At 69.6% G+C, this 21593-nt stretch carries 15 protein-coding genes; 7 read left to right on the forward strand and 8 right to left on the reverse strand.

Going from position 1 to position 21593, the window contains the following annotated elements:
- Nucleotides 1-163: 163 nt before the first annotated feature.
- A complete protein-coding gene (locus ACKN61_RS00350) occupies nt 164-487 on the reverse strand; it encodes a hypothetical protein (protein WP_408951796.1) in 324 nt (107 codons plus the stop codon).
- A 402-nt stretch (nt 488-889) separates the two neighbouring features.
- On the opposite strand from ACKN61_RS00350, the gene rmuC reads away from it, so the two are divergent.
- Nucleotides 890-2464 carry a DNA recombination protein RmuC gene (gene rmuC / locus ACKN61_RS00355; protein WP_408951797.1) on the forward strand — a complete coding sequence of 525 codons (1575 nt, stop codon included), beginning with the start codon at nt 890-892 and terminating at the stop codon, nt 2462-2464.
- 85 nt (nt 2465-2549) lie between these two features.
- Here rmuC and ACKN61_RS00360 read toward each other — a convergent pair whose 3' ends face one another.
- The 6 genes from ACKN61_RS00360 to ACKN61_RS00385 form a co-directional block, all read right to left on the reverse strand.
- Entirely contained in the window at nt 2550-3725 is a 1176-nt protein-coding gene (locus ACKN61_RS00360; protein WP_408951798.1) for an MlaA family lipoprotein, read from the reverse strand.
- A gap of 129 nt (nt 3726-3854) precedes the next feature.
- Nucleotides 3855-4154: an STAS domain-containing protein gene (locus tag ACKN61_RS00365; RefSeq protein WP_408951799.1), complete on the reverse strand. Its 300-nt coding sequence runs from the start codon at nt 4152-4154 to the stop codon at nt 3855-3857.
- A 2-nt stretch (nt 4155-4156) separates the two neighbouring features.
- Nucleotides 4157-4816: a phospholipid-binding protein MlaC gene (locus tag ACKN61_RS00370; protein WP_031373844.1), complete on the reverse strand. Its 660-nt coding sequence runs from the start codon at nt 4814-4816 to the stop codon at nt 4157-4159.
- Nucleotides 4813-5382, reverse strand: a complete 570-nt coding sequence (mlaD, locus tag ACKN61_RS00375; protein ID WP_408951800.1) for an outer membrane lipid asymmetry maintenance protein MlaD — start codon at nt 5380-5382, stop codon at nt 4813-4815. The genes ACKN61_RS00370 and mlaD overlap by 4 nt, the downstream gene beginning before the upstream one ends.
- A 277-nt stretch (nt 5383-5659) precedes the next feature.
- A complete protein-coding gene (locus ACKN61_RS00380) occupies nt 5660-6409 on the reverse strand; it encodes an MlaE family lipid ABC transporter permease subunit (RefSeq protein WP_031373842.1) in 750 nt (249 codons plus the stop codon).
- The gene (locus tag ACKN61_RS00385) at nt 6409-7200 is read right to left on the reverse strand and encodes an ABC transporter ATP-binding protein (protein WP_408951801.1); all 792 of its coding nucleotides are present in this window, start codon (nt 7198-7200) and stop codon (nt 6409-6411) included. Before ACKN61_RS00385 ends, ACKN61_RS00380 begins: the two co-directional genes overlap by 1 nt.
- 586 nt (nt 7201-7786) lie before the next feature.
- On the opposite strand from ACKN61_RS00385, the gene recC reads away from it, so the two are divergent.
- The 3 genes from recC to recD are packed head-to-tail and all read left to right on the forward strand — an operon-like array spanning nt 7787 to nt 16592.
- A complete protein-coding gene (gene recC / locus ACKN61_RS00390; RefSeq protein ID WP_408951802.1) occupies nt 7787-11167 on the forward strand; it encodes an exodeoxyribonuclease V subunit gamma in 3381 nt (1126 codons plus the stop codon).
- Nucleotides 11164-14733, forward strand: a complete 3570-nt coding sequence (locus ACKN61_RS00395; RefSeq protein WP_408951803.1) for a UvrD-helicase domain-containing protein — start codon at nt 11164-11166, stop codon at nt 14731-14733. The genes recC and ACKN61_RS00395 overlap by 4 nt, the downstream gene beginning before the upstream one ends.
- A complete protein-coding gene (gene recD, locus ACKN61_RS00400; RefSeq protein ID WP_408951804.1) occupies nt 14730-16592 on the forward strand; it encodes an exodeoxyribonuclease V subunit alpha in 1863 nt (620 codons plus the stop codon). The genes ACKN61_RS00395 and recD overlap by 4 nt, the downstream gene beginning before the upstream one ends.
- A gap of 832 nt (nt 16593-17424) precedes the next feature.
- On the opposite strand, the gene ACKN61_RS00405 is transcribed toward recD, so the two are convergent.
- On the reverse strand, nt 17425-18579 hold the full coding sequence (locus tag ACKN61_RS00405) for a LysR substrate-binding domain-containing protein (protein WP_408951805.1): 1155 nt from the start codon (nt 18577-18579) through the stop codon (nt 17425-17427).
- Between the two features lie 448 nt (nt 18580-19027).
- Here ACKN61_RS00405 and ACKN61_RS00410 point away from each other — a divergent pair, with 448 nt between their 5' ends.
- From ACKN61_RS00410 to ACKN61_RS00420, 3 genes are read left to right on the forward strand one after another with little or no spacing between them, the layout of a single operon-like run.
- The gene (locus ACKN61_RS00410) at nt 19028-19267 is read left to right on the forward strand and encodes a DUF2798 domain-containing protein (RefSeq protein ID WP_161786098.1); all 240 of its coding nucleotides are present in this window, start codon (nt 19028-19030) and stop codon (nt 19265-19267) included.
- Entirely contained in the window at nt 19264-20205 is a 942-nt protein-coding gene (locus ACKN61_RS00415) for an SDR family NAD(P)-dependent oxidoreductase (RefSeq protein ID WP_408951806.1), read from the forward strand. The genes ACKN61_RS00410 and ACKN61_RS00415 overlap by 4 nt, the downstream gene beginning before the upstream one ends.
- Entirely contained in the window at nt 20202-21416 is a 1215-nt protein-coding gene (locus tag ACKN61_RS00420; protein ID WP_408951807.1) for an efflux RND transporter periplasmic adaptor subunit, read from the forward strand. The genes ACKN61_RS00415 and ACKN61_RS00420 overlap by 4 nt, the downstream gene beginning before the upstream one ends.
- The last annotated feature ends 177 nt before the right edge of the window (nt 21417-21593 follow it).

Raw genomic sequence — 21593 nt, forward strand, 5'->3', positions numbered from 1 at the left:
CTTGTGACCGAAGGAAATCCAGCGGGACGCCGCTCCTACCCTCCCCGCGAAAGTACGCCGCTTCGATGGGCGACATCGGCACTACTTCTCGGAGCGTCCCGCGGTCGCGGCTCACGCCGCTCCTACAGGGGGCGCCCTCAAGCGCGCGCCATGCGCCATCACCTCAATCGCGCCACCACAACACCGCCGGCGGGTCGTCGGGCAGGGCGAATTCGAGGCGCTTCAAGGCGTCCAGGTCCAGCCCCGGCAGGTGCACGCTCATCGCGGTCGCGACTTCGCGATAGCCCGGCCAGTCGGTGCGCAGCTCCAGGCTGTCGCCGCTCACGGTGCCCAGTTCGACGAAGATCAGCTTGCGGTCGATCACGTCGATCGCATAGCCGTCGATGCCGTCGATATCGGCCCAGCGGATGCCGTGGACGCGGCCGGCGCCATCGTCGCGCCAGATGCCGCGCGGGTCGGCGTAGAGCCGGGGAGCTTGCGGGTCCATGCATGCGATCCTTGCGGTGGCCGGTCGGCGAAGCCGATCGGGGCGAATCCAGATTGGCACAGTTCCCGGCGGCGGTTCGGTTCCGTACGGAACTCGGTCGCCCCGATTCAGGCGCGATCTGAGACCGTCTGCGCATTTCCCCTTCGCGCCGGGTCCCACCCGAGCGGGCGGTCGGCAGACGCCATCGCCGAGGCGACCGCCAAGGCCTAACCGCTCGCCATCGCAGGGCCTGAGACTCACCCCGTTAGACTAGACACCATCCTGCGGCTGCGCGGACAGGCTGCGATCGGTATCGACCCGCCGGCTCCGAGCCCAGCGGCGTCGAATCGCCTGCTTCCCCCGCCCGCTCCACGCCGCCCACCCCCGGCGCCCGGCCCCAAGGCCTTCCTCAAGAGTTTCCCGATGCCCCTGACCGCTGCCCTCGTTGCCATCCTGTTCGCGTTGTTGATCGGCGCCGCGCTCGCCTGGCTGCTGGCCCGGGCCGGAGCCGCAAGAGCGTTGGAGGCGACGCGCGCGGAGCTGGGCACGCAGTTGAATGCGGCCAACCAGGAACGGGCCCAGTTGCAGGAGCGCGCTGCGCGCATTCCGGAGTTGCAGTCGCGTCTGGGCGAACTCGAAAGTCTGCGCGATCAGTTGGTGCGCGACAGCGGCGTGCTGCGCGAGTCGATCGGCCGCGTCGGCGCCGAGTTGGCCAAGGAGCAGGACAGCCTGCGGGTGGCGCGGACGAACCTGGAAGAGACCGAGCGCGTACGCGATCGTCATGCCGCCGAGGCCCATCGTCTGTCGGTGCAGGCCGCCGAGCTGGCGACCCAGCTCGACGCCGAGCGCAATCAATCGCAGGCCAAGATCGCCCAGCTGCGCGAAGTGCGCGAAGAACTGACCTCCGAGTTCAAGAACCTCGCCAACGACATCCTGGAAGAGAAGAGCAAGCGCTTCACCGAACAGAACCGCAGCCATCTCGGCTTGCTGCTCGACCCGCTGCAGAAGAAGTTGGTCGAATTCCAGAGCAAGGTCGAGACCGTCTACGACAACGAAACCCGCGACCGCACCGCGCTCGGCGAGCAGGTCCGCCAGCTCATGGCCTTGAACCAGTCGCTCAGCGACGACGCCAAGAACCTCACCAGCGCGCTCAAGGGGTCGAGCAAGGCCCAGGGCGCCTGGGGCGAGTTGATCCTCGAACGCGTGCTGGAGTCGGCCGGGTTGCGCAAGGGCGAGGAGTACGACGTCCAGGAAAGCCACAACAGCGAGGACGGCGAACGCCGTCCCGACGTCACCGTGCATCTGCCCGAGGACCGGCATCTGGTGATCGACTCCAAGGTCTCGCTGACCGCGTACGAGGAGTACGCGAGCGGCGAAGACGACGAGCAGCGCGCGCGCGCGCTCAAGCGCCACCTGGACTCGGTGCGCGCACACATGCGCGGGCTGTCGGAGAAGCGCTACCAGGAGCTTTACGGCCTGCGTTCGCTCGATTTCGTGTTGATGTTCGTGCCGATCGAGCCGGCCTTCATGCTTGCCGTCACCAACGACCGCAACCTGTTCATGGACGGCTGGCAGCGCAACGTGCTGATGGTCAGCCCGTCGACCTTGCTGTTCGTGGTGCGCACCGTCGCGCATCTGTGGCGGCAGGAAGCGCAGAACCGCAATGCCCAGGAAATCGCCAAGCGCGGCGCGCAGCTCTACGACCGTTTGTGCGCCTTCGTCGCCGACCTGGAGAAAGTCGGCGACCGCATCGGCCAGGCCAAGGACAGCTTCGACGCCGCGCGCGACAAGCTCAGCCGCAACAAGGGCAGCGTGATCCGCCAGGCCGAGATGCTGAAGGACATGGGCGTGAAACCGAACAAGGCCTTGCCGCCGAAGTTGGTCGAGTTGTCGGCCGACGAGGACGCTGCCTCGGAAGACGGCGAAGAGGGCGTGCGGCCGATCGAAGGGGCCGCGGGTTTGTTGCCGCTCGGCGGGGATGAAGCGCCGCAGGCTTGAGGTCGCGATACCGCTAAAGCAGAACGGCCCGGATTCGCATCCGGGCCGTTCGTCGTTACGCGGTGCTGCGAGGCGAGCGTAAAACTCAGCGACCGCCGTCCGTCGGCATCACCGGCATCGCATCGGCCGGCACGCTGGGGTTGCTGTCGTCCTGCAGGTATTCCGGCAGGGCGCTGTCGCCGTTCTTGTCGAGACGGTCGCCGAAGATCTGGTAGTCGCGGCGTTGGGTCCAGGAGTCGCGGACCAGGGCGTATTCGTCCTCGGCGCCGTCGCGCAGGCTGTCGAGCGGCAGCAGTTGGGCGCGCACGTCGACCAGTTGCAGGCCCTGCAGCGGGATGCGGATGCGGTCGCGTTCGACATGGCGCAGCGGGCTCAACGGGGCATCGCCGAGGGCGCCGAAGGAGTCGCGCACGGTGCGCGGGCCGAAGAACGGCAGCTCGACATAGCGCGAGCGCTTCCAGCCCCACACGCCCAGGGTCTGGCCGAAGTCTTCGCTGCGGTTGGGCAGCTTGGCGTCGCTGGCCGGGTCGAACAGGCCGCCGATGCCGAGGGTGGTGTTGAGCGCGAACCGGCCGAGCGCCTGCGCGGCCTGCTTGGGCTTGCCCTGCAGCAGCGCGTTGAGGATCGACACCGGCTGGCCGAGGTTGTTGAAGAAGTTGCTGACGCCCAGGCGCACCGGACGCGGCACGACCTTGGAGTAGGCGCGCGCGAGCGGACGGGCGACGCCGCGATCCACCGCCATGTTGAAGCGGTGCATCTTGCGGTTGTACTTCTCCCACGGGTCGAACGCGCCCGGGACCGAAGCCGGCGCCGGCAGGGTCGGGTCGGCGACCGGGTCGTACTCCTGCGCCGGGCTGCCGTAGAGCGCGTCGAAATCGCGCTCGGCCTCGGTGGGCTGGTCGTCGGCCGCGCTCGGTTCGACCGCGGCGGTGGCCGTCGGCGGCTCGGCGGCTTCGACCGCCGGCGCATTCGGATCGGGCTGTGCCGGTTGGACCTGGCTCGATTCGACCTGGGCGAGGGCGTAGTCGAGAGCGGGCTCGGCCGTTGCAGCCTGCGTCGTGTCGACCGGCGTCGTCGCCGCGTCGGCGGGCGCGAGAGTTTCGGTCGGTGCGGTCGCGAGCGCAGCGTCGGTTTGCGCCGTGGCGCTTACGACGGCCGCTTCGGTAACGGAGGCCGGGTTCGCGTCCTGCGCGAAAGCCGGTACGGAATGCAGCGCGGCCAAAGCCAGGCCGAGCGAGAGTGAGAGTGCGTGGGGGCGCATGGTTGCAGTCTAGTCTTCCGGGACAACGGGTGGGGGCAGCCAGGCCGGATCCGTCGGCGTTGGCGACCGCAACAGGAGAGTTCTGCGACGGAGTTCGTGTATCGGCGACCGGAACTCGAGAGCCTGAACTTAGCGACCGAAACCGAGCGCGTCGTCGAGCCGGTAGGCCGCGCGCAACTCGCTCAGCCCAACCGGCGTGCCGACCACTTCGACGCCCTCGACCTGCGCGGCCAGCTCGGCCAACAGCGCCAGGCCGGCGCTGTCGACGGTGCTCACCGCGTTCAGGTCGAAACGGCGCACGCCGCTCACGAGTGCGCGCGCCTGCGACCACAGCGTCGCCGCCGCGGCACGGTGGAGCGCGCCGCTGAACACCAGCGCCTCGCCGTCCTTGCGCACGCCGGCGGCGCCGCGGGCCGTCGCTGCGCCCATGCTCAGTTGCCGCTCGCCTGGGCCTGCAGCTTGCCGGCCTTGAGGTCCTTGGCGACCTGGGCGATCGACTTCTGGTTCAGCGGCGTATCGAACTGATTGCGGAAGGTCTGCACGAAGCTCACGCCTTCGACCATCACGTCGAACACCTTCCACTGCGCGCCGTTCTTGCGCAGCAGGTAGTCGACCGGAATCGGCTCGCCGCCCTGGCGCAGGAATTCGCTGGAGACCTTGACGATGGCGCCGCCGCGCAACGGGGTCTCGGACTTGATGCGCACCTTGAGCTTGGTGTTGAAGTCGAGCAGGGCCGAGCCGTAGCGCTGCATCAGGCTGCCGGTGAGGGCATCGGCGAACGCGGCGACGTCGGCATCGGAAGCGCCGCGGCCGTGGGTGCCCAGGACCAGGCGCGCGGCGTAGTCGCGGTCGAACACCTGGGTGAACTCGGTCGAGATGAACTGGCTGAGCGCGGCGCGGTTCTTGCTGAACTCGGGGCGGCGCGCTTCCAGGGTCGACAGGATGCGGGTGCTGTTGGCCAGCACCATCGCGCTAGGCGTGCCGGCGGCGGGTGCGGTGCCCGGCGCCGCGGTGACCTGGGCGAGGGCGAGCGAGGGAGCGCCGGCGAGCAGGGCCGAGGCGAGGACGATGGAGATCAGTGAACGCTTCATTTCTTGGTCTCGTCGGTGGAGGGGGCGGCTTCGCCCTGGAGATAGTCGGGAACGCCGGCGTCGGCGGGCTTGGCGGCCGAATCGCCGGCCGCATTGCCGCCTTGTGCGCCACCGCCGCTGAACATGTACTTGCCGACCAGCTGAATCAGGTCGACGGCCGGCTGGGTCAGGTAGATCTCGTCGCCGGGCTTAAGGTTCTCCGGGTCGCCGCCCGGGGTCAGGCCGATATAGCTTTCGCCGAGCAGGCCGCTGGTGAAGATGCCGGCGGCGGTGTCGGCCGACAGGTTCCGGTAGCGGTTGTCGATCGCCAGGGTCACGATCGAGCTGTACTTGACCGGGTCGAGCGAGATGTCGGCGACCTGGCCCACGGTCACGCCGCCGATCTTGACCGGTGCGTTCGGGCGCAGCGCGCCGATGGTGGTGAAGCGCGCGGTGATCTCGTAGCTGCTGCGGCCGAAGCCGAACTTGCCGTTGGTGGAGGCGATCGCCAGCACCAGCAGCGAAGCCAGGGCGAGCAGCAGGAATGCGCCTACGGCGAATTCGATGCGGGGACTGCGGACGGACATGGCATCACCTTGGGGATAAAGCCCGCGCGGTTCGGCGCGGCGATGTAACGGTTGGTCTACTACGTGTCGAGCAAAATCCGGGTTTGAGCCCCTCTCCCAGCGGCGGCGACCGTAGGGAGCGCAAGGCTGAGAGGGGTTGGGGCGAGGGCGGCGCGCTTGCGCAGCTTCGACCTCTTCCCGTGCCCTCATCCGGCCCTGCGGGCCACCTTCTCCCGCTTGCGGGAGAAGGGTTGAAGCCACTCCCTCCCGCTTGCGGGAGAAACGACAGCCACCTTACTTACTTGAACAGCAGCGCCGACATCACGAAGTTGAACATCAGCACCAGCAGCGAGGCGTTGACCACGGCGCGGGTCGTCGCCACCGAGGTGCCCTCGATGGTCGGCTCGGCGTGGTAGCCGACATAGGCCGCGACCAGGGCCGCGGTCGCGCCGAACACCGCCGACTTCACGAAGGCCATCAGGAAGTCGTCGAAGAAGTCGACGCTGTCCTTCAGCACCTGCCAGAAGATCCCCGATTCGATGCCGATCACGTGCACCGACTCGAAATAACTCGCGCTGATCGCCAGGCTGCAGAAGAAACCGGTCAGCAGCGGCACGCACAGCACCGCCGCCCAGAAGCGCGGCGCGACCGCCTTGGCGATCGGGTCGATCGCCATCAGGCCGAGCGCGGTGATCTGGTCGGTCGCGCGCATCAGGCCCAGTTCGGCGGCGATCGAGCTGCCGGCGCGGCCGATGAACAGCAGCGCGGTCAGCACCGGGCCGAGCTCGCGGTACATGCCCAGGCCGAGCATGGCACTGACCTGGTTGGCGGCGCCGTAGGTATCGAGCGCGCGATAGCCCAGCAAAGTCACGGATAAGCCTACGAACGCGCCGCCAACGGCGATGATCGGCAGCGAACGCGCGCCTATCTTATAGATTTCGCGAGTCAGCTCGCGGAAGAAGTCGCGGGTCGGCTTGGACGCGCGCAGCACCGACAGCGAGAACAGGCCGGCGCGGCCCAGCGAGCGGGTCGCAGCGATGAAGGGCATCAGGCGGCCTCCGTGGTGGTGCGCGGTGCGGCGTCGAAACCGATCGGGCCGTCGGGTTCGCCGAGCAGGAATTGGCGCACCAGCGGGTCCTGGCTGCGTTCGAGTTCGCTCGGCGTGCCCGAGAACACGATCCCGCCGTTGGCGATCACGATGGCGTGGTCGGCGACCGGCAGGGTCTCGTGGACGTGATGGGTGACCACGATGCTGGTCAGGCCGAGGGTGTCGTTGAGTCGGCGCACCAGGCTCATGACCACACCCGAGGCGATCGGGTCCAGCCCGGTCAGCGGCTCGTCGTAGATCATCAGCGGCGGGTCCAGCGCCAGCGCGCGTGCCAGCGCGACCCGGCGCGCCATGCCGCCGGACAGCTCGCGCGGGAAGGCGTCGGCGGCGGCGTGCAGGCCGACGGCATGCAGCTTCATCAGCACCAGGCGTTGGATCAGCGCCTTCGGCAGGCGGGTATGCGCGCGCAGCGGCAGGGCGACGTTCTCGGCCGCGGTGAGGTCGGTCAGCAGGCCGTTGCCCTGCAGCAGCACGCCGATGCCCTTGCGCAGTTCGAGCAGCTCGCGCGGGTCCTGCGGCACCTTCTGGCCGAACACCTCGACCGTGCCCGCGGTCGGTGCGAGTTCGCCGGTCAGGGCCGACAGCAGGGTCGACTTGCCGCTGCCCGAGGGGCCCAGCACCGCGACGATGCTGCCGCGCGGCACCGACAGGTTGATCCCGCGCAGCACGCTGCGGCCACCGCGGTCGAGGCGGAGGTCGGTCAGGCGGACGATGGGCGGTTCGGTCGTCATGCGGTAGGACTGTCCGTGTGCGAGGGCGATGAGACGGTCGGACGAGGCTGCAAAACGGCGCAGCTTGGCCCAGCCAGCCTGAACCGGGGTCGAGCGTCGGCCATTGTCGCAGGTTAGGCGGCCTTGCTCGCAGCGGTGGCGGGACGGAGCGTTCGGCCGTCGTCGCATCGCCGAGGCAGGGTGGCCGGCGGCGATTAAAACGGTTTTAAGTGTGTCGAGGGGTGTGGGCGGGCGAGATGAGGAAGCGAAAGCAAGAGCAAATCCCCCCTGCCTCCCTTTCAAAGGGGGGGCTTCTTCTTGAGGATGAGGTGGTGAAGGGGGCGTGCGTGTCTGCATCGTGTGCGTTATGCCCTGTTTGATAGTCCCACTTTCAGCGTGCGCGGCCGAACGCTCCGACGAGAGCGATTTCTTAAAGAGCGTTGCTTGAGCGACTGACTTTCAAGTCCCGATCTTCCCTCAGGAGCGAGTTCCCCCTTTGAAAAAGGGGGGCAGGGGGGATTTGCTCTTGCTCTTGCACGTCTTCCCGCCAGTGCAAACGCCACAACCGGCCGCAGCGCATCCGGCGCCCTTGCGGCAAGATGGCGGGATGCCCGCGCGTGCCGATTTCCGTCTCTACCATTCCAATGCGCTGGACGTGCTGGCGGGCCTGCTTGCGCAGGAGTTGCGCACGCCCGCGCCCGGGCAGCCGCTGTTGGCGCCGGACGTGATCCTGATCCCGCAAGTGGCGATGCGGCGTTGGCTGCAGGCCACGCTGGCCCAGGCCTACGGCATCGCCGCGAACCTGGAATTCCTGACCCCGGGCGAATTCGTCCAGCGCGCGCTCGATGCCAACGCGACCGACCAGGACCGCGACCACCCCGGCGAGGACCTCGATGCCCAGGCCCTGCGTTGGCGCTTGTACGACGTGTTGTCGCAACCGGCGCAGTTGCGCGAGCCGGCGCTGGCGCCGCTGCGCGCCTATCTCGATGGCGACGACCCGCTGAAGTCGTGGTCGTTGTCGGGTGAGTTGGCTTCGCTGTTCGAGAAGTACCAGGCCTGGCGCCGCGACTGGCTGCTGGCCTGGGACGCCGGCCACGAACGCAACGACCCGCAGGCGGCGTTGTGGCGACGCGTTGCGGCCGGCCGCCGCTATCGCGCGCGCCGCATCGACGATTACCTGACCCGTTTCCAGGGCGAGGCCGGCATCGCGCATCCGCCGCGCGGGCTGCCGCCACGCTTGTTCGCCTTCGCCACCCTCAACGTCTCGCCCGACGTGCTGCGGATGATCGCGACCCAGTCGATTGCCGGCACCCTGCACTTCTATCTGCCGACCCCGACGCGCAAGTACTGGGGCGACCTGGGCACCCTGGCCGAACGCCTGCGTCTGGGCGAGGACGCCGCCTTCGGCGACGACGACAACCCGCTGCTGCAGGCCTGGGGCGCGGCCGGCCGCGATTTCATGGCCGTGCTCGGCGGCTACGAAGTGGTGCACCCCTCCGGCGAAATCGCCGCCTACGCCGATCCCGAAGAAAGCCGCCACGACGATCCCGCGCGCGACAGCCTGTTGCAGCGCCTGCAGCGCGACCTGCTGCATCGGCGCGCGCTGCCGGCGACGCCGTGGCGCGAACGCGTCGATCGCAGCGACGCCAGCCTGCAGGTGCATGCCTGCCACACCCGTTTGCGCGAAGTGCAGGTGCTGCACGATCAGTTGCAAGGCCTGCTCGATCCGAACTCGGCCGAGGGCCGGCGCTTCGACCCGCCGCTGCAGCCGCGCGAGATCGCAGTGCTGGCGCCCGACATCGATCCCTACGCACCGCACATCGCCGCGGTGTTCGGCGGCCTGGCCGGGCGGCCGGGCTTCATTCCGTATGCGCTGGCCGACGCCAGCCCGCTCGCGTCCGAGCCGCTCGCGGAAGTGTTCCTGCGCCTGCTGGCCTTGCCGGTCTCGCGCTTCGGCCTCAGCGAAATCCTCGACCTGCTGGCGACGCCGGCGATCGCCGACCAGGCCGGCCTCGACGGCGCCGGCCTCGAACGCCTGCGCACCTGGCTGCAGAACGCCGGCGCGCGCTGGGGCATCGACGCCGCCCACCGCAGCCGCCACGACGCCCCCGGCGACGACGCCTACACCTGGGCCTTTGCCCTCGACCGCCTGCTGCTCGGCCACGCCGCCGGCGACGGCGCCGCGCCCGACGAGATGATCGCCGGCATCGCGCCCTATGCCGAACTCGAAGGCGCTTCGCTGGACGCGCTGGATGCGCTGATCCGTTTGCTGCGGGTATTGGCGCGCTTCGAGCGTGCGCTAGATGCCGAATTGAGCCCGGCGCACTGGTCCGACCGCCTGCTCGGCCTGTTGCGGGCGATGCTGCCCGAACGCCCGCGCGACGCCACCGACCAACGCACCCTCGAGCGCCTGCGCAACCTGATCGAAAGCTTCGCCCGCGACGCCGCCAAGGCCGGCTTCGAAGGCACGGTCGGCGCGGAAGTCGTGCGCAGCCATTTCCGCGCCGCACTCGCCGAAGCCGACACGCGCGCGCCGCTGCTGACCGGCGGCGTCAGCTTCGGCCGCATGGTGCCGATGCGCTTGATCCCGTTCCGGGTGATCTGCCTGCTCGGCATGAACGACGGCGATTACCCGCGCCGCGACCCGGCCGGCGGTCTTAACCGGCTCGCCGCCGAACTCGGTACCGCCGCGCGCCGCCACGGCGACCGCTCGCTGCGCGACGACGACCGTTTCCTGTTCCTGCAATTGTTCGGTGCCGCCTCCGACAGCTTCTATCTGAGTTATCTCGGCGCCGATCCGCGCGACGGCAGCCAGCGCGAACCGTCGACCCTGGTCTCGGAACTGCTCGACGTGGCCGCGCGTTACCACGCCGATCCGGCCGCGGCGCGCAACGAATTCGTGGTGCGCGAACCGCTGCAGCCGTTTGCCGCGGCCGCGTTCGGCGCCGGCGAGCGCGAGCCGGAGCCGCGCCGTTTCAGTTACCGCGCCGAATGGCGGCCGGCGGTCGACGCCGGCGCGCTCGGTCTGCGCGGCGAGATCGGCCCCTGGCTCAACGAGCCCTTGCCGCCCGATCCCGACGCCGCCGACGACGGCAGCGTGACCTATCAAGACCTGCGCAGTTTCCTGCGCGACCCGCCGACCGCGTTCCTGCGCCAGCGCCTCGGCCTGCGCCTGCCCGACGAGATCGACAGCAGCGACGACGTCGAGCCGCTGGTGCTGCCCGGGCCCGGCCTGTTCCGCCAACAATTGCAGCGCGCGGTGTTCGACGACCTGATCGCCGGCGCTGGACGCATCGATCGCGAGCGTTTGCAGGCGACCTTGCGCGCACGCGCGCTGTTGCCGTCCGGCCCGCTCGGCCGGCGCCAACTCGACGCCTTGCTCGGGCAGGTGAGGCCCTATGCCGACGCGTTCGCGCGTTGGCGCAGCGGTGAGGCGGAAGCATTGCCGTTCGAACTCGACCTCGGCGATGCGCGCCTGCTCGGCCGGCTCGACGACGTCTACGCCGGCGGTCTGGCACGTTTGCGTTTCGACAGCCTGCACGGGCCGTCGCAGATCGCCCACGGCCTCGACTGGCTGGTGCTGTCGGCGCTCGGCGACCGGCGCCCGCTGGCCCAGTTCGCCCAGGCCGACGGCGGCCCCGGGCCGCATTTGCGCGAAGCGCTGGCGCCGCAGCAGGCCCAGGCCGTGTTGCGCAGCCTGCTGCGCCTGCGCGATTACGGTCTGCGCGCGCCGCTGCCGTTCCTGCCGCGCGCCGGCTGGCTCTGGTACGAAGCCGCCGCCCAGGACAAGGACGGCTGGGGCAAGGCCGAGAGCCAGTGGCACGGCAGCCCGCGCAGTTGGGGCGAGGCGACCACGCCCGGCGCGCGCCTGGCCTTGCGCGGGCGCGATCCGTTCCGCGACCCGATGTTGGGCGAAGAATTCCGCGAGATCGCCAAGCTGGTGTTCGGCGCCGTCGTCCACGGCCGCGACGAAGGCGGCGGCGCATGAACGCCGCGCGCGATCCTTTCCTGGACCTGCCGCTGGAAGGCCTGCGCCTGATCGAGGCCAGCGCCGGCACCGGCAAGACCTACACCCTGGCGACCCTGGTCACCCGCCTGGTGATCGAACGCGAACTGCGCATCGGCGAGATCCTCGCGGTGACTTTCACCGACGCCGCCACCCAGGAACTGCGCGAACGCCTGCGCCGCCGCCTGCTGCTGGCCGCGCGCATCGCCGCCGACGACCCGGCCTTGCCGCGCGACGGCGAGGACGGCGAGCGCGCGCTGACGCGCAGTCTGGTCGAAGCGCAGGCTCTGCAGGAAGGCGCCGCGCCGCTGCGCGCGCGCCTGGCGCGTGCGGCGCGCGAGATCGACCTGGCCGCGGTGGTCACCATCCACGGCTTCTGCGCGCGGGTGCTGGCCGAGCACGCGCTCGAAACCGGGCAGCCGTTCGCGGCGCCGGAAATGATCGGCAGCGAACGCGAACTGCACGACGAAATCGCGGTGGACCTGTGGCGCGCGTTCGGCAGCGAGGCAACCGCGGCCGAGCTGCTGTCGCTGCAATGGCCGGGCGGCCCGCCTTCGCTGGCGGCCGATCTCGGTCCCTTGCTGCGCACCCCGCAGTTGTTGCCACCGGTGCCATTGCAGTCGGACGACCCCTTGCCGGCGGTGGAACAGGCCGCGCAAGCGCTGAACGCCGCCTTCGTCGAGCACGGCGACGAGGCCTGCGCGCGCCTCGACGCCGCCATCGCCGCCAAGGTGCTCAACGGCAACAGCTATCGCGCGACGCTGCCGCGCGAGTTGTGGCTGCTGCTGAGCCAATGGTGCGCGCACGGCGACGCCGGCCAGGCGCTGGACCCGCGCATCGAACGGCTGACGCCGGCGACCCTGGCCGCACGCACGAATAAGGGAAAGGAGGCGGCGACGCCGTCGTCGCCGCTGTTCGACGCCGTCGCCGCTTACCTCGACGCCGCCGAGCTGCGCGCGCAATGGCTGGCCGCGCAGGCGGTGGCCCTGGTCCACCAAGTGCGCGAGGCAGCGGGCAAGCGTCTGAGCGAACTCAAGCGCGTGCGCCGCGTGCAGAGCTTCGACGACCTGATCGCCGATGTCGCCGCCGCCTTGGAAGGGCCGCACGGCGATGCGCTGGCCGAACGCCTGCGCGAGCAGTACGCGGTGGCCTTGGTCGACGAATTCCAGGACACCGACGCGCGCCAGTGGCGGATCTTCGAGCGGGTGTTCGGCGAACGCGCGCTGTTCCTGATCGGCGATCCCAAGCAGGCGATCTACGGCTTCCGCGGCGGCGACGTGCACACCTATCTGAGCGCGGCCCAGCGCGCCGAAGAGGCGCCGCCGCTGGATCACAACTTCCGTTCGCGGCCGTCGCTGCTGCGGGCGGTGTCGGCGCTGTATGCGCAGGCCGGCGAGACGGCCTTCATAGACCCGCGCATCCGCTTCCGCGAAGTCCAGCCCGGCGGCGCGGTCGCCGATGCCGACCTGCGACGCCACGGCGCGACCGCGCCGGCGCTGACTTTGCGCCGCTTGCCCGCGCCCGACGACGGCCGCAAGAAACCCGAATGGAATGCGCCGGAATCGCGCGAACTCGCCACCCGCGCCTGCGTCGCCGCGATCCACGCCTGGCTGCGCGATGCGCGCGACGGCCGCGCCGAGATCGCCGGCCGGCCGGTGCAGCCGGCCGACATCGCCGTGCTGGTGCGCAGCCACGACGAGGCCGCGCGCATCCAGCAGGCCTTGATCGCGGCCGGCATCCCCGCGGTCGCGGCGGGGCGGCGTAGCCTGTTCGCGACCGAACAGGCACTGGACGTGTTGAGCCTGTTCGACGCCTTGCTGCATCCCGGCGACGGCGGCCGCCTGCGCGCCGCGCTCGCGACCGCCTTGATCGGCCTGGATGCGACCGCGATCGCGCGCTTGTCCGAGGACGAGCCCTGGCAACGCGATTGGCAGATGCGCGCGCTGGGCTGGCGCGAGCGTTGGCAGCGGCACGGGCCGCTGGCCCTGATCGCCGACCTGTGCGCCGAGCAGGCGCCGCGTCTGCTGACCCTGGCCGACGGCGAGCGCCGCCTGACCAACCTGATGCAGCTCGGCGAAACCCTGCAGGAAGCCGACACCCGCTCGCTCGGCCTGCACGGCCTGCGCGATTGGCTACGCCTGCGCATCGCCGAGGCCGACGACAGCGACGAGAAACAGCAACTGCGTTTAGAGTCGGATGCGCGCCGGGTGCAGATCCTGACCCTGCACAAGAGCAAAGGCCTGGAGTTCGGCCTGGTGTTCCTGCCCTTCATCGCGATCGGCCGCGAGCCGCGCGGCGGGCGCTTGTGCGAATACCCCGACCCGGAACTGGGCCGGGTGCTGCAGTTGCAGACGCAGGTGGTCGACCCGCGCGCGCCCGACTGGGACAGCGCGCGCGAACGCGCCGCGATCGAATCGCGCTCCGAAGACGCACGCCTGCTCTACGTCGGCCTGACCCGCGCGCGCCATGCGCTGTGGCTGGCGAGCGGCCCCTTGTATCTGGCGCCGGCCTCGCCGTTGCTGGCGATGGTGGCCGATCCCGAAGCGCTCGCCGCCGGCCATGCCGGCGAGATCGTCATCGACGACGGCGCGCTCGAAGCCGCGCCCGTGCCGCTGTTGCCGGCGGCGTCCGGCGCGGTGCCGCCGGCGCGCACCGCGCGACGCAATCTGGCGCGCGACTGGTGGGTCTACAGTTTTACCCAACTCACCAACGAGGCCAGCGGTGGCGATGCGCCGTTGGTGGCGCTGGACGAACGCGGCGCCGAGGACGAACCCGAGACCACCCCGGCCTTGCTGACGCCCGCCGATGCGCGTTTCTCCGGCAGCCGCTTCGGCAACGTCGTCCACGACGCGCTCGAACGCGTCGATTTCGCCGCCTGGCGCGATTGGACGCCGGGCCAGGCCGAGCCGGCGGGCGAGGGCGAAGTGCTGGCGTCGGCCTTGCGCGCCGAAGGCTATACCGAGGCCGACATCGACGAAGGCCTGCCGGTGCTGGCCTCGCTGGTCGGCCTGACCCTGACCGCCGCGCTGCCGGAAGGCGCGCGTCTGTGCGAGGTGCCCGAGCGCGAACGCCGCGCCGAGATGGAATTCCACTTCGCCCTGGAATCGGCACCGATCGAGGCCTTGCTCGACGCCATGCATGCGCACGGCTGGCTGCGCGAGCGCCAGGCCTTCGGTCTGCGGCGCCGGCTCGAAGGCCTGATGACCGGCAAGATCGACCTGGTCTATGTCCACGACGGCCGCTATTACGTGCTGGACTACAAGACCAACCGCCTGCCCGCTTACGACGCCGCGCACGTCGAGCGGGCGATGGACGAAAGCGAGTACACCCTGCAATCGCTGATCTACACCATCGCCCTGCACCGCTGGTTGCGTTTCCGCCTCGGCGAGGCCTACGACTACGCCCGCGACTTCGGTGGCGTGCGCTATCTGTTCTGCCGCGGCCTGGACCCCCAAGACCCGGCCGCGGGCCTGTACGCGCACCAGCCGGCGCGCGCGTTGGTCGATGCGGTCGATGCCTTGTTCGCAGGACGCGGGGGTGGGGCATGAGCCTGCTCGACACGCTGTACCGCGAAGGCGCCTTGCGCACGATCGATCACGCGCTGGCGCAGGCGCTGCGCCGGCTCGACCGCGACACGCCGGACTGGGTGTTGGCGGCGGCGGCGTTGGCCTCGCAGGCGATCGCCCACGGCCATGCCGCCTTCGATCCGGCCCAGCCGTGGCTGTTGAGCGATGCGGCGATCGACTGGCCGCCCGCGGACGAGTGGTTGGCGGCATTGCGCGACTCGCGTTGGATCGCGACGCCCACCGACGGCGCCGTCGCGCATCGCGACGCACCGCTGGTGCTGGAGCGCGGCCTGCTGTATCTGCGCCGTTATCGCGAATACGAACGCCGGCTCGCCGCCGGCCTGCGCCGGATCGCCGCCTCGGCGCCGCCGGCGCCGGACCTCGAGGCCCTGGCGCCGTTGTTCGCGGCGCTGTTTCCGAACGCGCGCGACGACGACCGTCAGGCGCGCGCGGCGGCGGTGGCCTTGCTGCAGTCGCTATTGCTCGCCACCGGCGGCCCCGGCACCGGCAAGACCACGACCATCGCGCGCCTGCTGGTGTTGCTGATCGCGCAGGCCCGTGTCGAAGGCGTGGATCCACCGCGGATCGCGCTGGCGGCGCCGACCGGGCGCGCTGCCGAACGTATGGCCGAGAGCCTGCGCACGGCGGCGTCGCGGCTGCGTGGCCTCGACGGTGTCGATGCGGCGTTGTGCGAAGCCTTGCCGGTCGAAGCCAGCACCCTGCATCGCCTGCTCGGCAGCGTGCGCGACAGCCCGCGCTTTATGCACGACGCCAGCCGGCCGCTGCCGTTCGACATCGTCGTGGTCGACGAGGCCTCGATGGTCGACCTGCCGTTGATGTGCAAGTTGGTCGAGGCGGTGGCCGACGGCGCGCGCCTGATCCTGCTCGGCGACCGCGACCAACTGCCCTCGGTCGAAGCCGGCGACGTGCTCGCCGCGATCGTCGATGCCGCCGGCGACGACGACGGCCTGCCGTTGGCGCTCGCGGAGCGGTTGCGGCCTTTGCTCGGCGATGCCTTGCCGGTGCAACCCGACCTAACCCCGCTCGGCGCCTACCGGGTGCATCTGCGCCGCGGCTATCGCCAGGCCGAGAGCCTGGAACTGGCGCCGTTGGCCGAGGCCACGCGCGCCGGCGATGCCGATGCGGTGCTCGCTTTGTTGCGCGGCGGCCGCCTGGCCGGCGTGCACTTTCACGAGGACGTGCACGACCCGCTCAGCGGCAACGGCCGCGAACTGTTGCTGCCGACCTGGCGCGCCCTGGCCGGCGTAACCGATCCGCTGGAAGCGCTGACGCTGGCGGCGCGCCTGCGCCTGCTGACCGCCTTGCGCGATGGCGGCCAGGGCGCGGCGCCGTTGAACGCACGCATCGAGGAAGCCTTGGCTGGCGCGCATCGCCCGCCGTATTTCCATGGCCGCTTGTTGTTGATCACCGAGAACAGTTATCGCCATGGTTTGTTCAACGGCGACATCGGCGTCTGCCTGCGCGCGGACGCGAGCGTTCGCCCGGCCGGTGCGCGCGAACAAGACGGCAGTGCGGCGACCACCGTGGCCTGGTTCGCCGGTGGCAGCGATGGCGTGCGGGGCTTCCATCCCTCGGCCCTGCCGGCGCACGGCGGCGCCTTCGCGATGACCGTGCACAAGGCCCAGGGCTCCGAGTTCGATAGCGTGTGGTTGCAACTGCCGCGCCAGGACGCCCGTCATCTTTCGCGCGAGTTGCTCTACACCGGCATGACCCGGGCGCGGCAATCGCTGCACATCGCCGCCAGCGAGCCGGTGCTGAGGCAGGCGTTGTCGCGGCATGCGGCGCGGGTGACGGGGTTGGCGTGGCGCTTGGGTGGGTGAGGGTTTTCGTTCGGCGCCGGTTCGTAACGGGTGCACGCGTCAACACCAGGCCCGATTCGCTCAAGCGGCGCCATCGGCTCTCCCCCCTTTGAAAAAGGGGGGTAGGGGGATTTGCCTTTGCTGTTGCTGTGCGCGGCTTGGTACTCGCGAAGGCAATCGAAGACCCAGAGGGCGGCCCGCATGGATGCGGGCCGTTTTTCATCGGGACAGGGATGTCCCGTATGAAAAAGCCCCGCGGCTGCATCGCTCGTGCGGGCCTGTGATTCAGAGCAAAAGCATTTTTCTTTGGTGACTTTCTTTTGTTGCTTTAGACAAAAGAAAGTTACCCGCCGCTTTAGTGGCGGAAGCTTTTATCGTTTGGTCTTGCTTCCATTAAAGCCACAGGCAAGTGCGAAGTACCCCTGTAGGAGCGACGTAAGTTGCGACCACGCTCTGCCGGCCTCCGGCACAACCCTTCAAGAAAGAGCAGAGCTTCCGTCCGCTACGCGGTCGGGTTACTTTCTTTTGCTAAGCCCAAAAGAAATGTAACCAAAGAAAAGGGCTCTCCTTGCAAGGGCACAGGCCACGAGTGCGATGCCCGCGCCGGGATTTTCCGATAAGACGTCCCTGTCTTATCGGAAAACGCCGCACGTCCTGTGCGGCGCCCTCCGGGTCTCCACTTGACCGGTAAAGCGGCAAAGCAGATCAAAATCTCGGCAACGACAACGACAACGACAACGACAACGACAACGACAACGACAACGACAACGACAACGGCAACGGCAACGGCAGCCTGCAACCACGCTGCGACGTCGCAACCACGCCGCCGATCCGGATCAGATCGGCGCCCCGCTCACGCCAGCGCCGCGTCCTCGTCGCTCGGGGTGTCGTCCTTGCGCGCGGGCTCCTCGGCCGCTTTGCCGGCGCGCACCGGCGGTTTGCCGCGCAGGTCGACGGCTTCGGCGATCGCCTCGATCGCTTCGACCACCGGTACGGCGATGGTGCGCTGGTCGTTGGCTTCCTTGGCCAGGCCGTGGGCGAGCGCGGCTTCGGCTTCTTCGGAGGCTTTGCGGAAGCGCTTGGCGTCCGGGCACAGCACCTGCATGTAGTCGGCGTCGAAGTTCAGGCGCTCGACCAAAAAGTCGACGAAGGCCCGCACCTTGGGCGATTGCACCTGCCCGCGCGGGAACACCGCGTTGAACTCGTATTCCGGGCCGGTCCAGCCGGCCAGCACGCGCTGCACGTAGCCCTGTTCGGCGAAGGCCTTGACGGTGACGTCGGCGGCCAGCATCAGCGCTTCGCCGCACAGCAGGGCGCCGCGCAGCGGGCCCGGGTCGTTGGCCACCATCACCGGGTCGATCACGTAGTCGACGTTGCGCTCGCCGTCGTTGAGCGTCCACACGTATTCGTTGTTGCGGCGCGACTTCGGCATCGCCAGGGTGCGGTGATGGCGCAGGTCGTCGGGGTGCAGCGGTTCGCCGTGGCGGGCCAGGTAGTTCGGGCTGGCGTAGATCTGGGTGCGGAAGATCGCCAGCCGCCGCTTGATCAGGTTGGAGTCGGGCAGGTCGCCGACCCGCAGCGCCACGTCGATGCCCTTGTCGATGAGATCGACGGTGTCGTTGCTGAGGTTCATCTCCACCCGCACTTCCGGATGGCGCGCATGGAACTCGCCGAGCAAGGGCGCGATCCAGGTGATGCCGACCGAATACGGCGCGGTGATGCGCAGCCAGCCGCGCGGGCCGCCCTGCAGCTGGCCGACCGCACTCTCGGCCTCGTCCAGTTCGCGGGCGATGCGCTGGCAGTGCTCGAAGTACAGGTTGCCGGCCTCGGTCAGGCCGAGCTTGCGGGTCGTGCGATGCAGCAGCTGCGCGCCGAGCCGGGTTTCGAGTTCCTGGACCTTGCGGCTGACCGTGGTCTTGGGCAGGCGCAGGACGCGCGCGGCGGCGATGAAGCTGCCGCTCTCGACCACCTTGACGAAGATCAGGGTGTCGTTGAGATCGTGAGCCATGGGCAATGGCCTCCGTAGGGGTGTGGATCGAACGGGAGCCTGCCGCGCGACGCGCCTTGCACCGGCCTCGCGGGGGTTCTCGTCAGTTCAAAAACTCGATGTGCGTAGCAGGTGCGGTTGCGGGTGACGGCTGTCATGGCGCCTTGCTGACCCCCTCCACTGCCCGGGCGGGACGGCGGCGGCGACAGTAACGGCATCGTCGCGGGCTGCGAGCAAGCTCGATCCCCGCGTCTCCCACGTCCCTGCCGTCATGTCTGGGGCCGGCCGTGGGACATTCAAGGAGGCAGAGAGGGCATTGGCCCGATGTCGGGACAATTATTCCCTGAATCAGTGGCTAATCAAGTGCCGTCCATCTCTCTACTCTTTGCCGCAGATCGACACGAGGCCCCCCGCCATGTTGAGCCCCCGACAAGCCCGATTCGCGTTTCTCCCACTCATGCTGGTGGCCATGTCCGCCCTGATCGGGCTGGCCGTGGTCGTGTTCCGCCAAGGCCTGGCGCAAGGCGCCGAAGAGGCCTGGATGCTGGCCTGGGTGCTGGCCTTCATCATCGCGCTGCCCTCGGCGATGCTGTTGTTGCCGGCCGTCAGCGCGGTGTTGGCACATTACACCCGGGGTCATTCCGGGAATGACACTCGTCATGGGATCATCCCGATGACGGGAGAGAAAGTCCCGGGAGCGGGACAATGAAAGCCCCTTTGGTTGTACTCGGTGCCACCGGCGGTGTCGGTCGCGGAGTCGTCCAGGCCGCCCTCGACAGCGGCCGGCCGGTCATCGCGGTCGCCCGCCAGGCCAGCGAACTGAAAGTGCTCAAGGCCAGCTTCCCCCACGCCGACCTGACCACGATCGCCGGTTCGGTAAGCAACGACCCCGCCGGCGCCAAGCTCGCCCGCGCCCTGCGCAAACTCGGCCGTCCCCTGGCCGGCGTGGTCGCGGCGGTGTGCGGCAGCGCCGAACGCGGCCGTCTGCTCGACAACCCGGCCGAGTTCCTGCGCCGCAAGCTCGACGAGGATCTCCTCCCCCACCTCGCCGCAGCGCGCCATCTGCTGCCCCTGCTGGCCGAACACGATCGCGGCGGCACCTACGTGCTGATCGGCGGTCCCGGCAGCGAGCATCCCTGGGCCGGTTACGGTCACCGTTCGATCGGTGCCGCGGCCCTGCGCATGCTCGCGCGCGTGCTGCACGACGAAGCGCGCCAGCTGGCGGTCCGCGTGCAGTTGCTCGCGGTCGATACGCCGGTGTGCACCGAGTTCAACCAACGCAACGCCTGCCCGGAATGGCCGAGCGCCCTGTCGGTCGGCCAGCGCGCGCTGGCCCTGATCGACCACGACGCCGACAGCGAACCGCCGCATGCGGTGGTGCCGTACGCCTCGCGCGTCGCACCGCCGCCGCAGTTGCCGCCGCGCGCCGCGCGCGTCCCCTCAGCGCCCGCCAGCCGTCCGCCAGCCGGTGCCCCCGCCTATCCCACCACCGCCCGTCCGACCCCTAAATCGGCTTCAACCGATGCGTGTTCGCAAGATCCGGACAGCACCGCCGACGAAACCGCGCAACGCTGCCTGCAGGACGCGCGCGCACTGTTGAAGTCGTTGACCTCCAAGAATCCCAAACAGGAACCCACCCCCCGATGAGCACCAGCAACTACTTCGCCCGTTCCGGCCGCGCCGGCGTCGGGCTCTCCGTGCTCGCGCTGGCCGCGAGCGTCGTCATTGCCCTGGCCGCGGTCGGTTGCGGCAGCCAGGCCGCCACCCCCGAAGGCGCACCGCCGCCGCCGGAAGTCAGCGTCGCCCAGGTCCTGAGCAAGCAGGTCCGGCAGTGGGACGAGTTCACCGGCCGCGTCACCGCGGTGGAATCGGTCGAATTGCGCGCCCGCGTCAGCGGTTACGTCGAGCGCGTGGCCTACCAGGAAGGCCAGGAGGTCAAGAAGGGCGATCTGCTGTTCGTGATCGACCAGCGCCGTTACCGCGCCGAGCTCAACCGCGCCCAGGCCGAACTGGAACGCGCGCGCGCCGAAGCGCGCCTGGCCCAGACCCAGGACAAGCGCGCCCAGACCCTGGTCGAGGCCAAGGCGATCTCGCGCGAAGAGTTCGAGACCCGCCGCGCCGCGACCACCCAGGGCAACGCCTCGGTCCGCGCCGCGGAAGCCGCGGTGGCTTCGGCCCAGCTCGATCTGACCTTCACCGAAGTGCGTGCGCCAATCAGCGGCCGCGCCGGTCGCGCCCTGGTCACCGTGGGCAACCTCGCCCAGGCCGACCAGACCCAGCTGACCACGCTGGTCTCGCAGAACCCGATGTACGTCTACTTCGAAAGCGACGAGCAGACCTACCTGCGCTACAACGAGCTGGCCCGCAAGGGCGAGCGCGAAGACAACAAGAACCCGGTCCGCATCGGCCTGGCCAACGAGGCCGGCTATCCGCACCAGGGCACGGTCGACTTCACCGACAACCAGGTCGACCCGCGCACCGGCACCATCCGCGCCCGCGCGGTGGTCGACAACACCGACCGCATCTTCACCCAGGGTTTGTTCGCGCGCGTCCAGCTCGAAGGCACCGGCGACTTCAAGGCCATGCTGGTCGACGACAAGGCCGTGCTCACCGATCAGGACCGCAAGTACGTCTACGTGCTCGGTCCGAAGAACGAGGCCCTGCGCAAGGACATCGTGCTCGGCCGCATGATCGATGGGCTGCGCGTGGTCGAATCGGGCCTGGCGCCGACCGACAAGGTCATCGTCCACGGCGTGCAGAAGGTGTTCTTCCCGGGCATGCCGGTGGCGCCGAAGACCATCGCGATGGGCGCGCCGGCACCGGGCCCGCAGGTCGCGAGCACGGCCGGGGCGAAATAACCGCGGCGGCGTTCGAAGGTAAGAAACCGCGAAGCCCGCACTCGTGATCTCCGCGAACGCGGGGATCCGGGGCCTTTCGGGCGAGAACGTTCGACGTCCCCGGGGTTCTCGCATGCGCGGGAACGACGAGCAGACCCGGACGCGCTCAGGGTTTCGAAGCAATCAAGGCCCACGTCC

The sequence above is a fragment of the Lysobacter sp. Hz25 genome (assembly GCF_046097045.1).
Taxonomy (GTDB): domain Bacteria; phylum Pseudomonadota; class Gammaproteobacteria; order Xanthomonadales; family Xanthomonadaceae; genus Lysobacter; species Lysobacter antibioticus_B.

What these genes read in the sequence shown, in the direction of transcription:
- ACKN61_RS00370 (WP_031373844.1), bottom strand. Translation starts at nt 4,816, where the DNA reads ATGAAGCGTTCACTGATCTCCATCGTCCTCGCCTCGGCCCTGCTCGCC.
- ACKN61_RS00380 (WP_031373842.1), bottom strand. Translation starts at nt 6,409, where the DNA reads ATGCCCTTCATCGCTGCGACCCGCTCGCTGGGCCGCGCCGGCCTGTTC.
- ACKN61_RS00405 (WP_408951805.1), bottom strand. Translation starts at nt 18,579, where the DNA reads ATGGCTCACGATCTCAACGACACCCTGATCTTCGTCAAGGTGGTCGAG.
- ACKN61_RS00365 (WP_408951799.1), bottom strand. Translation starts at nt 4,154, where the DNA reads ATGGGCGCAGCGACGGCCCGCGGCGCCGCCGGCGTGCGCAAGGACGGC.
- ACKN61_RS00350 (WP_408951796.1), bottom strand. Translation starts at nt 487, where the DNA reads ATGGACCCGCAAGCTCCCCGGCTCTACGCCGACCCGCGCGGCATCTGG.
- rmuC (WP_408951797.1), top strand. Translation starts at nt 890, where the DNA reads ATGCCCCTGACCGCTGCCCTCGTTGCCATCCTGTTCGCGTTGTTGATC.
- recC (WP_408951802.1), top strand. Translation starts at nt 7,787, where the DNA reads ATGCCCGCGCGTGCCGATTTCCGTCTCTACCATTCCAATGCGCTGGAC.
- recD (WP_408951804.1), top strand. Translation starts at nt 14,730, where the DNA reads ATGAGCCTGCTCGACACGCTGTACCGCGAAGGCGCCTTGCGCACGATC.
- ACKN61_RS00385 (WP_408951801.1), bottom strand. Translation starts at nt 7,200, where the DNA reads ATGACGACCGAACCGCCCATCGTCCGCCTGACCGACCTCCGCCTCGAC.
- ACKN61_RS00410 (WP_161786098.1), top strand. Translation starts at nt 19,028, where the DNA reads ATGTCCGCCCTGATCGGGCTGGCCGTGGTCGTGTTCCGCCAAGGCCTG.
- ACKN61_RS00415 (WP_408951806.1), top strand. Translation starts at nt 19,264, where the DNA reads ATGAAAGCCCCTTTGGTTGTACTCGGTGCCACCGGCGGTGTCGGTCGC.
- mlaD (WP_408951800.1), bottom strand. Translation starts at nt 5,382, where the DNA reads ATGTCCGTCCGCAGTCCCCGCATCGAATTCGCCGTAGGCGCATTCCTG.
- ACKN61_RS00395 (WP_408951803.1), top strand. Translation starts at nt 11,164, where the DNA reads ATGAACGCCGCGCGCGATCCTTTCCTGGACCTGCCGCTGGAAGGCCTG.
- ACKN61_RS00420 (WP_408951807.1), top strand. Translation starts at nt 20,202, where the DNA reads ATGAGCACCAGCAACTACTTCGCCCGTTCCGGCCGCGCCGGCGTCGGG.
- ACKN61_RS00360 (WP_408951798.1), bottom strand. Translation starts at nt 3,725, where the DNA reads ATGCGCCCCCACGCACTCTCACTCTCGCTCGGCCTGGCTTTGGCCGCG.